Annotated in this window: 15 protein-coding genes; 14 read left to right on the top strand and 1 reads right to left on the bottom strand. The window is 54.6% G+C overall.

The features are described from left to right. The first annotated feature begins 2 nt into the window (after nucleotides 1-2). The 14 genes from DVH29_RS12755 to DVH29_RS12815 all read left to right on the top strand — a co-directional run bounded on the left by DVH29_RS12755 (nucleotide 3) and on the right by DVH29_RS12815 (nucleotide 13,664). Entirely contained in the window at nucleotides 3-893 is an 891-nt protein-coding gene (locus DVH29_RS12755) for a LysR family transcriptional regulator (RefSeq protein WP_114646571.1), read from the top strand. Nucleotides 894-1,268: 375 nt separating this feature from the next. Then, a complete protein-coding gene (locus tag DVH29_RS16235) occupies nucleotides 1,269-1,826 on the top strand; it encodes a cupin domain-containing protein (RefSeq protein WP_147276088.1) in 558 nt (185 codons plus the stop codon). A 113-nt stretch (nucleotides 1,827-1,939) separates the two neighbouring features. Continuing rightward, nucleotides 1,940-3,181 carry a flavin-dependent oxidoreductase gene (locus DVH29_RS12760; protein WP_114646581.1) on the top strand — a complete coding sequence of 414 codons (1,242 nt, stop codon included), beginning with the start codon at nucleotides 1,940-1,942 and terminating at the stop codon, nucleotides 3,179-3,181. Nucleotides 3,182-3,266: 85 nt separating this feature from the next. After that, on the top strand, nucleotides 3,267-4,265 hold the full coding sequence (locus DVH29_RS12765) for an ABC transporter substrate-binding protein (RefSeq protein ID WP_114646572.1): 999 nt from the start codon (nucleotides 3,267-3,269) through the stop codon (nucleotides 4,263-4,265). Nucleotides 4,266-4,511: 246 nt separating this feature from the next. Next, a complete protein-coding gene (locus DVH29_RS12770; RefSeq protein WP_114646582.1) occupies nucleotides 4,512-5,303 on the top strand; it encodes an ABC transporter ATP-binding protein in 792 nt (263 codons plus the stop codon). 5 nt (nucleotides 5,304-5,308) lie between these two features. Continuing rightward, nucleotides 5,309-6,097, top strand: a complete 789-nt coding sequence (locus tag DVH29_RS12775; protein WP_245944978.1) for an ABC transporter permease — start codon at nucleotides 5,309-5,311, stop codon at nucleotides 6,095-6,097. A gap of 3 nt (nucleotides 6,098-6,100) precedes the next feature. Continuing rightward, complete coding sequence (locus DVH29_RS12780) at nucleotides 6,101-6,877, top strand: ABC transporter permease (RefSeq protein ID WP_245944979.1); 777 nt, start codon at nucleotides 6,101-6,103, stop codon at nucleotides 6,875-6,877. A gap of 86 nt (nucleotides 6,878-6,963) precedes the next feature. Then, the gene (locus tag DVH29_RS12785) at nucleotides 6,964-7,863 is read left to right on the top strand and encodes a cyclase family protein (RefSeq protein WP_199562590.1); all 900 of its coding nucleotides are present in this window, start codon (nucleotides 6,964-6,966) and stop codon (nucleotides 7,861-7,863) included. Between the two features lie 16 nt (nucleotides 7,864-7,879). Next, complete coding sequence (locus tag DVH29_RS12790; protein WP_114646573.1) at nucleotides 7,880-8,662, top strand: cyclase family protein; 783 nt, start codon at nucleotides 7,880-7,882, stop codon at nucleotides 8,660-8,662. Between the two features lies 1 nt (nucleotide 8,663). Next, complete coding sequence (locus DVH29_RS12795) at nucleotides 8,664-9,473, top strand: SDR family NAD(P)-dependent oxidoreductase (protein WP_114646574.1); 810 nt, start codon at nucleotides 8,664-8,666, stop codon at nucleotides 9,471-9,473. A 1-nt stretch (nucleotide 9,474) separates the two neighbouring features. Continuing rightward, nucleotides 9,475-10,389 carry a 3-hydroxyacyl-CoA dehydrogenase family protein gene (locus tag DVH29_RS12800; RefSeq protein WP_114646575.1) on the top strand — a complete coding sequence of 305 codons (915 nt, stop codon included), beginning with the start codon at nucleotides 9,475-9,477 and terminating at the stop codon, nucleotides 10,387-10,389. A gap of 69 nt (nucleotides 10,390-10,458) precedes the next feature. Then, nucleotides 10,459-10,743, top strand: a complete 285-nt coding sequence (locus DVH29_RS12805) for a cupin domain-containing protein (RefSeq protein WP_245944980.1) — start codon at nucleotides 10,459-10,461, stop codon at nucleotides 10,741-10,743. 69 nt (nucleotides 10,744-10,812) lie between these two features. Continuing rightward, nucleotides 10,813-12,153 carry a malonyl-CoA decarboxylase domain-containing protein gene (locus tag DVH29_RS12810; protein ID WP_114646577.1) on the top strand — a complete coding sequence of 447 codons (1,341 nt, stop codon included), beginning with the start codon at nucleotides 10,813-10,815 and terminating at the stop codon, nucleotides 12,151-12,153. Beyond that, nucleotides 12,150-13,664 (top strand): malonate--CoA ligase, encoded by a 1,515-nt coding sequence (locus tag DVH29_RS12815; RefSeq protein ID WP_114646578.1) that lies wholly within the window; start codon nucleotides 12,150-12,152, stop codon nucleotides 13,662-13,664. The genes DVH29_RS12810 and DVH29_RS12815 overlap by 4 nt, the downstream gene beginning before the upstream one ends. An 18-nt stretch (nucleotides 13,665-13,682) precedes the next feature. Here the strand turns inward: DVH29_RS12815 and fahA are convergent, their stop codons facing one another. After that, entirely contained in the window at nucleotides 13,683-14,957 is a 1,275-nt protein-coding gene (fahA, locus tag DVH29_RS12820; RefSeq protein ID WP_199562591.1) for a fumarylacetoacetase, read from the bottom strand. Between the last annotated feature and the right edge of the window lie 220 nt (nucleotides 14,958-15,177).

A 15,177-nucleotide genomic window follows, 5' to 3' on the forward strand; every position in this document is an offset into this window, starting at 1 on the left:
TTATGGATTCACGGCTCCTGCGGTATTTCGTTACCGTCTATGATTGCCAGGGCATCAGTAGTGCCGCTGAACGGCTCCACATCAGCCAGCCAGCCATAACGAGAAGCATCCATAATCTCGAACAAGACCTCGGCGTCGAACTGTTCGAGCGAAAACCCAATGGAATGATACCCACACGCTACGCCGATGTCCTCGCACGGCGAGTCAGGCTTATGGAGATGGAGTATCGCCATGCGCTTGCAGAAATCGACTCAGTACGGGGTGGAACCCAAGGGATAATTCGGATTGGGGCAGGTCCGCTTTGGTACTCGAAGATCTTGCCCAAGCTGATCAGCTCATTCCAAGATGAGTGGCCAGGGGTAAGAATCCGTTTGATCGGTGGTGTTCTCAATACGCTGCTGCCTGCGATGGAGGCCGGGAAGTTTGATATAATGTGCGCTTCGCTGGACTTTCCAAAGCGACCGGGCCTCGTAGTCGAACCGCTAATGCATGTGAAGCACAGCATTATTGCCAGCGCCAACCACCCGGAAGCCAAGAAACTCATCTCTGTGCCGCATGACCTTGCCCAGAGTCCGTGGGTCGTTTTGGCCGACGATGACGTTGGTTCGAGCCGAATATGGTCCTATTTTTCCTCGCATGGGTGCAGGCCCCCGACGATTTCCGTCGAAACCTCCGAGCCCGAACTAATTTTCGATATGGTCGCGCGTGGCCTCCATCTAGCACATGTTCCGGACTTGTTGCTTCGGGACCGTGGCACAGAGGGTATTGTGAAACTTCGCATTGAAGGGCCATTCTGGGAGACATCGGCAGGGCTGGTGTATCGCTCGGGCGAAACCCAGTTGCCGTATGTGAAGCGGTTTGTTGAAGCGATTCAAGAGCTTAAGCTGGAATAGTCAGCTTTCCAGTCCGTTTAAAATTTACTTCATCACCGTTGCTGTCGATGCCCGTATATCCGTTGGACGCGGTGCCAACCACTGAAGCTCCAGCCTGTACCGGATAAGCGCCGGTTATCGCCTTGGGCCGCGATTATATTGGCCAAAGTGGCTGTCGATGCAGACAATCACATCTGTCGCTATTGGATTGAAACCCATCTGGCCGACTAGAGCATATCTTGTTCTGACAGAACCAATACAGGAGCTCCAAGTCTTTGTTTTGTTGCGCTTCCGAGCCGGACAAGTGGAAGCCACTTATCCTGGAAGCGCTCTGGGCGGGAGTAGATTTGCTGCTCGAACTGATAAAATTAGGGTCTATGTGGAGGATTACAAATCATGATCGAAAAATTACCCCCCGTTCGCCGTCTGGTGACAGGAATTAACGAGAACGGACATTCCGTAATAACGGAAGACGGTGACGCTCCGCAGGCGCCTTACAATTCGGGTAACCCAAATTTTTACAAGTATAACGTTTGGGGTACGGGGCCACTGCCGGCAAAGGTGAATGATCCTGATCGCTTTGCTGAAGCCAAGGGAATCTGCCCGGTCGAAGGCGGGACAATTCTGCACATCGTCGATTTTCCGCCGGAACCCAAAGATGCCGCGGAAAAAGCTCACTATTTTGAGATCCGCAGAAAAGACCTTTCCAGTCGACCAAAGGCACCGGGTCTACACTACGACCATGAATCAGAGCATGTCGGCATGCATATTACCGATACGATTGACTACGCCATCATCATGTCTGGCGAAATTTATGCCGTTATGGATGCCCAAGAAAGTCTGATGAAGGCAGGTGATGTTCTCGTCCAGCGTGGGACAAATCACACTTGGAGCAATCGGTCGGATGCTCCTTGTCGTGTTGCTTTTGTGCTGGTGTCTGGCGAGCCGGCCTGAGCTGAGAATCTTTACCTGAGCCGTCGCCTGGCGGAGTCTTTTCGCGCGCCAGGCTATCCGGATTTCGAGAAGCGCGGCACTGCTGAGTGGCGTGAGCGGGAATGAGAACTGACATGAAAGTTATTATTGTTGGAGGGGGAATCGGCGGCCTGGTTGCTGGTATGTCCCTACAAGAAGCGGGGCTCGACGTAACGATCTATGAGTCGGTGCGTGAAGTGCGTCCACTCGGCGTGGGTATAAATATTCTTCCTCATTCAGTTCGTATTCTCAACAAGTTGGGGCTTGTCCCAGATCTTCTGGCAATTTCCATTCCCAATGAAGAATTGATCTATTTCAATCAGCAGGGTCAGAAGATTTGGCGGGAGCCAAGAGGGTTGGCCGCCGGATACAACGTCCCGCAATTGTCCATCCATCGTGGCTATCTGCAGCTGGCACTGATGCGCGAGGCCACCAAAAGGCTCGGCGCGGCGCGCATTAAGACGGGGCACCACCTCAAGCGATTTGAGTATCAGGAAGGCGCTTCGGGAGTCTCCGCATCCTTCGTCGACCCGGACACGCAAGAAGCCATTGAGACAGTCTCTGCCGACGTGTTGATCGGCGCCGACGGCATTCACTCTACGGTACGTGCACAACTGTATCCCGATGAGGGGCCAGCCCGATGGACGGGCCGTATCATGTACAGAGGTGTTTCGGAAACCGACGCTTTCCTAACAGGCAAGACACATGTCGCCATTGGCGGGCGCAAAACTTTCGTTGCCTATCCGATTTCACCGGAGCACCTGCGTGCAGGAAAATCGCTGACCAACTGGATCGCCGGCATCCACGTTCCGGTCGAGGAGGGGTACAAACCTGAGAACTGGACTCGTCAGGCCGAGGTGGAAAAGGTCGCCTCCTGGTATGACGGATGGGATTTTGGTTGGATCGATGTACCGGGGATAATCAACGAAGCCAAAGCGGTCTACGAGTATCCAATGATTGACAAGGACCCATTGGACCGTTGGTCATTCGGTGGTGTCACGCTGTTGGGCGATGCGGCCCATCCAATGTATCCCGTTGGTTCAAATGGGGCTTCCCAGGCCATTCTTGATGCCGAGCGTTTGACCCAGGCATTGACCACGGCGTCTAGTGTCGCAGAGGCGTTCGCTGTCTATGAAAGTGACCGCAGGATCAAAACCAAGCAAATCGTTGAGTCCAATCGGAAAGGGGGGCCTGAGGGGATCATTGCGGTTGCCGAGGAGCGCGCGCCGAATGGCTTCAAATCGGTCGATGAGGTTTTCGAACAAGGTGAGATTGAATCGTTCATGGCGCGCTATAAGCAAGTGGCCCAGTTCGATCTGCAGAAAGTCAATCTATAGTTCAATATAAAGCTTTTGTACCGGTGATCCGGACAAACGACTGCCGAAGTAAATAAACCTGAGAATTACAAAACGGGAGGAATAAATGTATAAATTGGATCCATCAGAAGCTAAACAAGGGAATAGTGAGGCTCCGGTTGGTAGATGGTCGGCCAGGCTCGTTCTGTTCGCATCTGCGCTCATTGGGTTGTCCTTTGCTGGCTCAGGTGCGCTTGCGCAAACCTCGTTGAAAGTCAGCTACCAGCCAGCTGTTGGTTCGGCGGCGCTCTTTGTCGCTCTAGAGGAAGGCTTCTTCGAAGATCACGGGCTTGATGTAGAGCTGGTCGTCGGCGGTGGCAACGTCGAGATCGCTGGAGTTGTCTCCGGTTCTGTGGACATCAGTACGCCGACGATGGTGCAGGTACTGCAGGCCATTGAGAACGGCCTCGATCTGACAGTCGTTGCTGGTGGCAATCCCCTCGATGCCGATCATAGCAGGCTCGTTTTTGGACCGGTGGTTGTTGACAACGACCTTGTCATCGATAGCCCTATGGATTTCGAGGGCAAAAGGATTGGTGTGAACGCATTGTACGGTTTTCTCCATATCCTGTTTAATCAGATGCTGATCAACGCTGGCGCTGATCCCGATACGGTTACATTTGTCGAAATAGCAATCCCTCAGATGCCTGATGCTTTGCGTAGCGGGTCGGTGGATGGAGTTGTCCCTGTGGAGCCGACCGTTTCAAGAATGTTGGGTGCTAGTATTGGTAAATATGCTGGCAGCATCGCAGATGGCGCGCCGTCGGAACTTCCGCTTTTGGTACACGCGGCACAAGGCGGTTGGGCGTCCGAAAATCCTGAGATCGTCGCTGCGTTTCGTGCCGCTTTGGATGATGCTTCGGAGTTTGCCGTGGCTTACCCCGATCAGGTTCGAGCTCACGCATCGGCTTACTTGCAGCAACCCATCGAAATGCTCAATAGCGTTCCCGTTCCAACCTTCGAAACCGTGATCCTTCCAGAAGTGGCAGCGGAATGGGTGCCAATGATGGTTGGACAGGGCCTGCTATCTGGCGAGGTGGACGTCAACGAGTTGCTCTGGCAATAGGGCGCCTGCTGCAGGGAGTTGAAACCTTCCTGCAGCATTTTGCTGACCGGACGCTTGGGGATTTGTTGCCAAAAACTCGATGCCTGTCTGGTCCAAGCAAGTCGCTGACACTGTGTTAGCCCGTATTCTAATGGCGCGGCCAACACATCATGCCTCGGCACAGTCTCTATCGCGACGGATTGCCGAGTGGAACGACATCGAAATCGGAGATGCATAATGCCTAGTGTCGACCAGGCTTCGGAAGCAATGACGGCCAAAGGTGCACGGGGACATGGCGAAGTAATAATTTCGTTCGAAAACCTTTCTCTGTCATTCGGCTCGAAACTTATTCTCGACAATATCAATCTCGATGTCGCACGTGGAGAGTTTTTATGCGTCATTGGCCCCTCGGGATGCGGCAAGACGACCATGCTGCGGCTGCTTGCGGGGCTGCTGACCCCGTCCGCGGGCCAGATTTTATATCAGGGACTGCCGGTCTCCGGACCGCGGCCTGACGTTGCGGTTCTGTTTCAGGACTATGTAAAGGCACTCCTACCTTGGAGGACGGTATTCGGGAATGTGTCGCTGGCGCTCGAGGCTGCTCAGGTGCCCCGCAAGCTGAGGCGGGACAAGATCATGGCCCACCTGGAACTAGTCGGCCTGGCCGATCATGCCGAAAAGTATCCGACGCAACTGTCCGGTGGCATGCAGCAGCGGCTCCAAATTGCACGCTGCCTGGCTCAGGATCCGGAGGTTTTATTGATGGACGAGCCATTTGGCGCGCTCGATGCCATGACGCGCCAGGCATTGCAGGACGAGATGCAAGAGTTGGCATCTGTTAGCGGCTGCACGATCTTTTTCGTCACACACGATCTGGAAGAGGCTGTGTATCTGGGAGATCGTGTCATTGGGCTTTTGCCTCATCCTGGCAGGGTTGGCCGCGAATTCGAGGTGAACATTTCGCGTCCAAGAGATCAGTTGACCACTCCGGAGAAGCCTGAATTTCTTCAACTCCGTCACGAGTTGTACAGCTTCATCAAATTGGTTGAACACGGATAACGGCCGTGGATTTGAAGCAAACAATTGTCGATCGCCCTAGCCACATCAATTGGCGCGCGCTGGTCTTGCCAATTTTGGTCATTCTCGGGTTGGAGATCGGGGGTCATGTATTGCCGCTCGAAACTGAATTCTGGCCGGTGCCGAGCCAGATCGCGACGGCAGGTTGGGCAGCGTTGCTAAATGGCTCATTGCTCAATGCAACGCTTGAAACCCTGACTGCGGCGACACTGGGGCTTCTGCTGGGGGGCAGCGTCGGTCTAGCTGGTGGCATAACACTTGGCCTATTTCCGGTTGCCAATAAATTGCTCACCTTCTCCATCGAGGCAGTCCGCCCAATTCCTCCGACAGCGATTATCCCCGTCGCACTGCTGGTGCTTGGCGCGGGTATGACCATGGAGGTCTCGATTGTAGCATTCAGCGCGGCATGGCCCATTTTGATCTTCACAAGGAGTGCCATCCAAAGCGTCGAACCCAGGTTGATCGAAGTCTCCAAAGTGCTTTGCCTTGGCTTTTTTTCGCGCGTTTGGAAGATCGTGCTTCCTGCCGCGCTACCTCGGATATTTGTAGCGTTGCGGTTGGCCGTAGCCATAGCGCTGGTGGTTTGCGTCACTGTTGAGGTCACCGCAAATCCAATCGGGCTTGGGTATGGCATGCGCGTTGCCCAGCAAGCACTTCGGCCCGATCTCATGTTCGCTTATCTGGTCTGGATTGGTGTCGTAGGCTGGAGTCTGAATTTGCTTCTTACTTCGCTGCAGAAGCTCCTTGTGTGGCGGCAAGCGGACGAGGGGCGTTAGAAAATGTACATGTTGCACCGATTTGAGCGACCGCTTTGGTTTCTAGGTAGCGTGCTGGTGGCGCTAGGATTCATTGGCATATGGCAGATTGTGGCGAGTTCCGGTCTGGTGTCGAATGTTTTCCTGCCCGGACCCGACCGCACATTCCGGGCCCTGCTTGCCGGTCTTGAATCTGGCGTCCTTACAGGCAAATTTTTCAGCACCGTCCAGCACATGTTTTACGGCTGGTTCATTGCATCCTTAATCGGCATAAGCCTCGGCGCAATCATTGGGACTTCTCGAATGGCCCAAGTGTATGTGGCGCCATCTTTGGAGTTGCTGCGTCCCCTACCGGCTTCAGCCCTGGTGCCTGTAGCAATCGCGTTTCTGGGCCTCTCAACGTCGATGGTCTTGTTCATTATTGGATTTGGGGCGCTTTGGCCGATGCTTCTATCGACCATTCATGGATTCACGTCCGTCGAGCCGCGTCTGAACGAGGTAAGCCGGATTCTGCGTCTTACGAAGATGCAGTATATTTTCAAGATCGCATTGCCCAATGCGATGCCTGACATCTTGGCTGGAATGCGCCTCAGCTTGACCGTTGCGCTTATCTTGGCGGTCGTCGGTGAAATGCTCTCGGGGCAGGATGGGCTGGGGCAGTGGATACTCGCATCCGGCCGCATGTTTCGTTCTCCGGACCTATTTGCAGGTGTCATTTTGCTTGGAGCACTCGGTTATATGAGTGCGACGCTTCTGACATGGTTCGAGCAATGGGTACTGCGCTGGCGCAACGAGGGCTGAGCTACCTCATCGCATTTTAAATGACCTTGCACATTGGCGTCCTGGGCTCCCTTCCGAGTGGGTGTGACGGGCATTAACAAGAAAGCATGGCAAAGCCGACCAATTGTATTGGCGCAATGGTCGAGGTTTTCGGCAAAAGAGGTGTCAACGAAATCAAGAACTTGGATTGGGAGAAGGGCGTGTCTGTAACGGATCCAATAAGCGGATTGGTCTTCACGGAACTGGGTCACGAATGGGGACACGGCACGCCGTCAATGCCGGGTCACGACGATGTTCTCATGTGGCGCTCCGTGAAACATGCGCAACATGGTGTGATGGCGCACCGCATACGCATGGTGATGCACTCAGGTACGCATCTCAATGCGCCGATACACCTCATACAGGGCGGAGATGGCGTTGGTGCCATAGCGTTGGATCGCTTGTTTGGCAACGGCGTGGTTGTATCCATACCCAAATCGCGCTGGGACCTTGTCGAGGTGGCTGATCTCGAAAAAGCCACCCCTCCGATAGGCGAAGGCGATATGGTCGTGATCGTTACCGGTTGGCACAGGAAATTCTCCGACAGCCTGGAATATTTTGGAGAGTCTCCGGGCCTTTCCAAGTCGGCCGCAGAGTGGCTGGTGATGCGGAAGGTTCGCCTGGTCGCGATGGACACCCCCCAGATAGATCATCCCCTCGCCACTTCACTCGGTTTGCATCGCGGCGGGCCGTTAATGAACCGCCTGCCCGGCAAATACCAGGAGGAAACAGGGCGGGATCCCAGACAAGACCATCCTGAATGGAACGTCGCCCACAAAACGCTGTTGGAAGCGGGGATTCCCACGGTGGAAAACGTGGGCGGGGACGTCGAGGAGGTTCTAGGACAAAGAGCTGCCTTCCATGCCCTTCCTTGGCGTTGGCTTGAGGGTGACGCGTGCGTCATCCGTTTTATTGCAATGACTGATCCAGCGAATTCCGTCGCGATCGAGTCCGGTACGGCTGTTTAGGCGAAAGGAATTAGTTATGGCGCTTGAACTTTACGATCTAACCCACCGTTGGGGCCACGGAATGCCTGAATGGCCTTCGTCACCCGGAGTGAATGTACTCGTCAAGAAATTCCACGCGAGGAATGGTCTGTATGAGACGGAATTTGAGGGCATTATGCATCGCGGCACGCACATGGATGCACCGCTGCACGTAACCGAAAACACGCCCACCCTCACAGGCTATCCGACTTGGCGATTTTTCGGCACCGGAGTGGCGGTCTCCATCCCGAAACGCAAGTGGGAGGTCATAACTGCCGAGGATCTGGAGAATGCTCGCCCGGTGATCCAGGAAGGCGATATTGTGATGATCAATACCGGCATGCATCACAAGATGGCCGATACCGACGACTATTATGCCTATTCACCCGGGCTCTACAAGGAAGGGGCGGAGTGGCTCGTCGAAAAGAAGGTAAAGTTAGTAGGGGTTGATGTGCAGGCGAACGACCATCCGATGGCGACCAAGCTGGTCGATCATGGACCGGGCCCCACGCACCCGCATCTGATTGATGAGTATAAGCAATACACTGGTCGCGAGGTAACCGAGGACTTTCCGTACTGGGAAGCCGCCCACAAGATTTTAATGGTCAAGGGCGGCATTCCGGGCATCGAGAATGTGGGTGGTGATCTTGATAAGGTTACCGGTAAGCGCTGCACGTTCATGGCATTTCCCTGGCGTTGGCCGGAAGGTGAGGGATGCGGCGTCCGCATCGTTGCCGCCATCGATCCAGACCAGACGTTCCGGTTCGGGGGAGGGAACTGAAATGGGCGAGATTTCAGCACCACTGCGAGATCCAATGTCTCTGTTTGATGTCACAGGCAAGGTTGCAATTATCACAGGTGCTTCAGGCGCGTTCGGGCGGGGGTGTGCACTCACTCTTGCCTCAATGGGGGTCAAACTCTGCCTTGCATCGGGAGACGAGCAGGCGCTTGCCGAACTTTCTGACGAAATTGAAGAACTTGGAGGACAGAGTGTTACCATTCCCAGGCGTCCGGACAGTACCGAAGACGTCGATGCCATCCGGGATACTGCCCTGAATGCCTTTGGAAGGATCGACCAACTCGTTATCGCGTCTGGATATAACAAGGCTGGCTTCATTCAGGATCAGCCGCTGGATGAGTGGGAGCGGATCATGGATGCCAATGTCCGCGGCAATTGGCTGATGGCAAAGTCTGTGGGGAAATGGTGGATCGACAATGGGGTCGTCGGCAAGGTTCTGATGATGTCATCCGTGCGCGGTCGGCACGGCAATTATTCGGGTTACACGGGATACTGCACCTCCAAGGGTGCTATCGACGCCCTGACACGCGTTCTTGCGACGGAGTGGGCTAAGTATGGCATCACCGTAAACTCGATCGCTCCAACGGTTTTCAGGTCGAAACTGACCGATTGGATGTGGAGCGACGATGAGGTGGGACAGGCGACGCGCAAGCGATCGCTTTCCCGAATACCGCTGGGACGGCTTGGCGAGGTAGAAGACCTGATGGGCATGGCTCTTTATCTGCTTGCCCCTGCGTCGGACTTCTGCACCGGGCAGATAATGTATGTCGACGGCGGATATACGGCGGGCTGACATGGCTGCAGGGCCCAAATCAGTTGCGATAATCGGTGCCGGCCTGATGGGCCGGGGAATCGCGTACGTCATGGCTTCGGCCGGTCACCAGGTTTCGGTATTCGATGCATCCGCGGATGCATTAGATGGTCTGATCAAGCATTTGGCTGAAATAGGCGAGCTTTTGGGGAGCAGCGTCCCAAACGGGTCGGTTCAGGTCAGCCGAAATCTTGAGGGCGCGATTGCGGGAGCCGATATCGCGATCGAGGCCGTGAGTGAGCGCATTGCGCTCAAACAGGAAATATTTGCAAGCCTCGATGCGCTATCGTCAGAAGAGTGCATTTTGTGTTCAAATACTTCGGCCATTCCACTGGCAACAATCGCCAATGATGTGCGCAAGAAGTACCGTGTCGTCGGAACGCACTTCTGGAATCCACCTCACCTGATTCCGCTTGTGGAAGTGGTTCAGATGGATGCGCGGAATGCTCCGGCCGTGGATGTAGTGATCAACATTCTCAAAGACGCCGGACGCCAGCCCGTCAAAGTGGAGAGGGACATTCCGGGATTGATCGGAAACCGGCTCCAGCACGCGATGAAACGGGAGGCAATCGCTCTTGTCGCGGCAGGGGTATGCTCAGCCGAAACCATCGACGATGTCGTCAAAGCCGGCTTTGGGGCACGTTTGGCAGTACTGGGTCCGCTCGAACAGTCCGATCTGGTTGGGCTCGATCTTACGGCGCAGATATTTGAAGTGTTGATGCCGAGCCTGGACCGCACTCCTGAGCCTCATCCCTATCTCATGGACAAGATCAGGCAGGGAAAACTCGGCATGAAGAGCGGAGAGGGCTTCAGGACCTGGACACCTGATCAAGCCCAGGCTGTCCGAGACAGACTTGACCATGCTCTGTTGGCATCTGCTGTCAATCGTTCAACTTGAGGAGAGCACAGAATGCAGATCGCGAGACTAGCCGATGCGCGCCCATATGAGGCGGCGGGCCATTTCAATATGTGTGGACTCCGGCTTCAGGGTCACGAGGCTACGAATACTGATGCCTTTTGGGTTGGCCTTTCACATTTTCTGCCGGGAGGAGGAGCAGAGGAAAGCTCATCTCCGCTGGAGCGCGTCTACGTTGTCCTTTCTGGAGAGGTATGCGTCACGGTCGATGGGAAAGAGACTCTGCTCAAACCGATGGATTCCTGTCATCTCGCAGGCGGGGAGAGGCGCACGATAATGAATCGCGGCAACCTGCCAGCCTCGATGCTCGTGATTATGCCTTATCCAGAGAAATAGGCCCGGAGCTCTGAAGCGTCGTCCACATTTGGATCGCCCCGTATCAGCTCGTTAGCGTGGAGGCAGTCGATGCCGAAATCCAGTTTCCTGAGCGAAATTCTTTCGACGCTGTTCAAGAGGCGGGACACTGACCATCCGCCACTGAGCGAGGCGTCCCTGAAGGATATTAGTCTCGCGCTGCTATCTGCGCACGGCGAAATTTCCGGCATGCAATTGTCGCGAAATTTCTTTGCGCACTACGAAAAGGCGGATGCCGATCAGCGATTGGGTTTCTTCAACTTCCTTGCCGATGAACTGGATATCGACAACGAAGTTTTGCAAATGGCCTGTGCTGATTATGCCTCGCAAAACGATACCAGGTCCCTTAAAGCAGTTCTTGAGGCTGCAGAGCCGCCGAGGCAGGAGTTGCTCAGACGACTAAATCAGGCGCCCGGCGCCACTGCCAATCTCGTGCGGATGCGTACGCATCTTCTGGCCTTGCAGCGCGACCATGCAAATCTTGGCAAGGCCGATCTCGATTTCGTTCATCTCTTCAAGTCCTGGTTTAATCGCGGTTTTGTTGTTCTGCGACACATCGACTGGGAAGCTCCGGCATCCATACTCGCCAAGATCATCGAGTATGAAGCGGTGCACGCAATCGACGACTGGGACGATCTGCGCCGACGGCTCGAGCCTCGCGATCGCCGGTGCTTTGCGTTTTTTCATCCCTCAATTCCCAATGAACCACTCATCTTTGTTGAAGTAGCGCTCGCCACGGGTGTCCCTGGTTCGGTTCAGGCGCTCCTCGCTGATACTCGAGAACCAATCGACACCAAGGCCGCGGATACAGCAGTCTTTTACTCAATTTCGAATTGCCAAGCCGGTCTCAAGGGCATTTCCTTTGGTAACTCCTTGATTAAGCAAGTGGTCGAAGAACTGCGGTTCGAGCTGCCGCATTTGAAGCGCTTCGTGACTTTGTCGCCGATGCCCGGACTGGTCGATTGGCTGCGGGAAGCAGCGCAGTCAGGCAACAAGAAGGCGGCAGGAGTATTGGAACAGCATCAGCCACCCACAGGTCAGCCGGCGGACGATTTACGCGAACTGGCGGCGGCTTATCTACTTTCGGTGCGCCGCTCGGACGGAATGCCCCGTGATCCCGTGGCCCGTTTTCATCTCGGAAACGGTGGAATGGTTTTCAACGTGAACGCGTCGGCCGATACCTCGCCCAACGGCTTGAGGCAGTCCTGCGGTGCAATGGCCAATTATCTCTACGACCTCGATTCAATCGAGGAACACCATGAACGCTACGTTGGGAATTGCGAGGTCGTTGCGACCGCTGAAGTTCAGCAGTTGGCAAAGGCTGCGCAAGGAAGTCCTGATGGCGGGCCCGAAGACCAATACTGGACATCAAAATTTATGGCGATCCGATGACTAATGTACTCTACAATGCCCTATTCTCACCACTGAGGCATTCGCGCGAAGCGTTCTTGCACCTGCCAGAAGGAACGGCGATGTCGGGTGCTGCATTCTGGGCCCTTTGCGTACGCGCCGCGAATGCCTTTGTTGATGCCGGCATCCGCCCAGGGGACCGCATCGCCGTGCAGGTTCAGAAATCGCCAGAAGCTCTGGCGCTTTATGGGGGTGCGGTTGCCGCAGGTGCGGTTTTTCTGCCACTCAATACAGCGTACACAGCGACGGAAATGTCCTATTTTTTGAAGGATTCCGGCGCGTCGCTGCTCGTGGCCGATATGTCCTCGGGACCAGAAATACAAACCATATGTGACGAGCTTGGTATAACGGCATTTACATTGGACGAGAATGGGCAAGGCACCATGACCGATCTGATAGACGCGCAGCCTGACAAGCTCAATGTGGTCGAACGAAACGGTGATGATCTCGCCGCAATTCTTTATACGTCAGGGACCACCGGTCGCTCCAAAGGTGCGATGCTGACCCACGATAATCTGCTATCCAACGCTGCGGTTCTGGCCAAGCTTTGGCAATTCACGTCCGAAGACTGCCTGCTCCATGCCCTTCCCATCTTTCATACGCACGGCCTGTTTGTTGCAACGAATGTAAGTCTTTTGGCGCGCAGCAGCATGATATTTTTACCAAAATTTGATCTCAACCTGATTTTTCAACTGCTGCCAAAGGCCACAGTTCTGATGGGCGTGCCGACTTTTTACACCCGGATGATCGAGGACCCGCGGCTATCCCATGAACTGACTTCGGGAATGAGGCTGTTCATATCTGGTTCGGCTCCTTTGCTGAAAGAAACACATATCGAGTTTTTCGAGCGTTCTGGGCACCGTATTCTTGAGCGGTACGGGATGACCGAAACTAATATGAACACCTCCAATCCTTATTTGGGGGAACGGCGGCCTGGAACGGTGGGTTACCCGCTTCCTGAAATCGAAATCAAAATCAGCGATCCCGATAGCGGTGTCGAACTTGAGCGCGGTTCAGTGGGAATGATCGAAGTACGTGGCCCAAACGTGTTCAAAGGCTACTGGCAGATGCCGCAAAAGACCGCAGAGGAACTTCGCCCGGACGGCTTCTTCATAACCGGCGACCTGGGCAGGTTCGACGAAGACGGCTATCTGCACATCGTCGGCCGGCAAAAGGATCTTATTATATCCGGCGGCTACAATATCTACCCCAAGGAGATCGAGCTGGTTCTCGACGAGTGTCCCGACGTCTTGGAGAGCGCGGTTATTGGTGTACCACAGGCCGATATGGGTGAGGCAGTGCTGGGGATTATCGTTGCCCTGCCTGGTCGGACGCCAGATATCGAAGCGATCATGAATTCGTTGAAGGGGAAATTAGCACGCTTTAAACAGCCGCGCGAGATCCTACTGGTCAATGAACTCCCTCGTAACGCTATGGGAAAAGTTCAAAAGGCGCTGTTGCGGGAACGTTTTGCTCGGCAATATCAGCGATGATCGTGAGCGTTTCGGTGGTCAGCGGGCAGGTAGTACAATGCCTGAGCAGGCACCAAAGCCGATGGCGTTCCCCTTTTTCCCGGCTCTGGCTCGCATCGTGACTTTGTCGCCGTCCTCGAGGAAAGTGCGGCTTTCTCCATTCCCCAGACGCAATGGCTTTTTCCCGCCTCGGGTTAATTCAAGCAGCGAACCATAACTGCCTTCGGTGGGGCCCGAAATCGTACCGGACCCCAACAGATCGCCAATTGTCATGGCGCATCCGGATACCGCGTGATGTGCAAGTTGCTGCGCAGCCGAATAGTAGAGGTGCTTGTAGTTCGTTTTGGATATCACCGTCTCAACGGTCGCGTTCGCTGGCTGCAGGGCAACATCCATTGCGATATCGTAGGACATTGGTCGCGGCTCGCGCAAATAGTCCAACAATGCAATCTCCCGGTCCGGCGTAGATGTCCGGAATGGCTCCAGCGCTGCCTTAGTCACGATCCATGGGCTAATAGAGGTGCCAAACGCCTTGCTCTGAAACGGACCCAATGGCTGGTATTCCCAAGTCTGTACATCCCGGGCGGACCAGTCGTTCAAAATGACATAGCCGAAAATCATGTCGTCGGCTTGCTCGACGCTCAGACGTGAGCCAATGGGGCTTGGAGATCCAACGATGGCGCCCATTTCCAGTTCGAAGTCTAGATGGGCGGATGGACGCAGCGCAGGCGCGGGCTGGCCAAGATCTCTGATCTGCCCATGGGGGCGGCGAATGGCGGATGGCGACACAACCACAGTAGACGCCCGGCCATTATAGCCGATAGGCATGTGAAGCCAGTTCGGCGGCAAGGCGTTCTCAGGATCCCTGAACATAGACCCGACATTGAATGCATGCTGGCGACTAGAATAAAAGTCGGTGTATTCGGCAACTCTAAAAGGGAGAGACAACTCAACATCGTTCAAGGGAACAAGCGCCCGATTGGCAGCTTCCGCATTTGCTTGCAAACGGTCATCACCCCCGAAAGCAAGCAAGTTCAGCAGTTGTTGACGAACACTATTCCAGCAAAAAGATCCCAAACTCATGAAAGCATTGAGGCTCGGGTCTGCGAAAACCGGGCGTCCCCTTGCAACATCCAGCAGACCAAGGCCTTCGAGCAACGCCAGGTCGAGAACATATTTACCGATAGCCACACCACACCGGAATGGTTGCCCCGCCTGACGAAACACGCCGTAAGGCAAATTTTGAAGTGGAAAATCAGTGTCGGCGTCATTTGCCGATTCCAGCCAGCTTATTGGGGTCTGAAGCTGTGACACACGAAAATACCCATCCGCTACGGTAGCATTAAAATTTTGGTACGCTCAAAATTGAATAAACAATCGAGCGGGTCAAATGCCGAAAAGGTCAAATCCTATACTTATGAATTATCCGGAGCGGTTTTGACGTGCGCTCAGACCTAATACCAAAACCTGTGGAATCTGACTCACGAGGGGTTTCTGGCTTGAGTTTGTCGTGATTCACCATCGCAAACGGTTG

It is taken from the genome of Pelagibacterium lacus (assembly GCF_003345525.1).
In the GTDB taxonomy this organism is placed as follows: Bacteria; Pseudomonadota; Alphaproteobacteria; order Rhizobiales; family Devosiaceae; genus Pelagibacterium; species Pelagibacterium lacus.

What these genes read in the sequence shown, in the direction of transcription:
- DVH29_RS12755 (WP_114646571.1), top strand. Translation starts at nt 3, where the DNA reads ATGGATTCACGGCTCCTGCGGTATTTCGTTACCGTCTATGATTGCCAG.
- DVH29_RS16235 (WP_147276088.1), top strand. Translation starts at nt 1,269, where the DNA reads ATGATCGAAAAATTACCCCCCGTTCGCCGTCTGGTGACAGGAATTAAC.
- DVH29_RS12760 (WP_114646581.1), top strand. Translation starts at nt 1,940, where the DNA reads ATGAAAGTTATTATTGTTGGAGGGGGAATCGGCGGCCTGGTTGCTGGT.
- DVH29_RS12765 (WP_114646572.1), top strand. Translation starts at nt 3,267, where the DNA reads ATGTATAAATTGGATCCATCAGAAGCTAAACAAGGGAATAGTGAGGCT.
- DVH29_RS12770 (WP_114646582.1), top strand. Translation starts at nt 4,512, where the DNA reads ATGACGGCCAAAGGTGCACGGGGACATGGCGAAGTAATAATTTCGTTC.
- DVH29_RS12780 (WP_245944979.1), top strand. Translation starts at nt 6,101, where the DNA reads ATGTACATGTTGCACCGATTTGAGCGACCGCTTTGGTTTCTAGGTAGC.
- DVH29_RS12785 (WP_199562590.1), top strand. Translation starts at nt 6,964, where the DNA reads ATGGCAAAGCCGACCAATTGTATTGGCGCAATGGTCGAGGTTTTCGGC.
- DVH29_RS12790 (WP_114646573.1), top strand. Translation starts at nt 7,880, where the DNA reads ATGGCGCTTGAACTTTACGATCTAACCCACCGTTGGGGCCACGGAATG.
- DVH29_RS12795 (WP_114646574.1), top strand. Translation starts at nt 8,664, where the DNA reads ATGGGCGAGATTTCAGCACCACTGCGAGATCCAATGTCTCTGTTTGAT.
- DVH29_RS12800 (WP_114646575.1), top strand. Translation starts at nt 9,475, where the DNA reads ATGGCTGCAGGGCCCAAATCAGTTGCGATAATCGGTGCCGGCCTGATG.
- DVH29_RS12805 (WP_245944980.1), top strand. Translation starts at nt 10,459, where the DNA reads ATGTGTGGACTCCGGCTTCAGGGTCACGAGGCTACGAATACTGATGCC.
- DVH29_RS12810 (WP_114646577.1), top strand. Translation starts at nt 10,813, where the DNA reads ATGCCGAAATCCAGTTTCCTGAGCGAAATTCTTTCGACGCTGTTCAAG.
- DVH29_RS12815 (WP_114646578.1), top strand. Translation starts at nt 12,150, where the DNA reads ATGACTAATGTACTCTACAATGCCCTATTCTCACCACTGAGGCATTCG.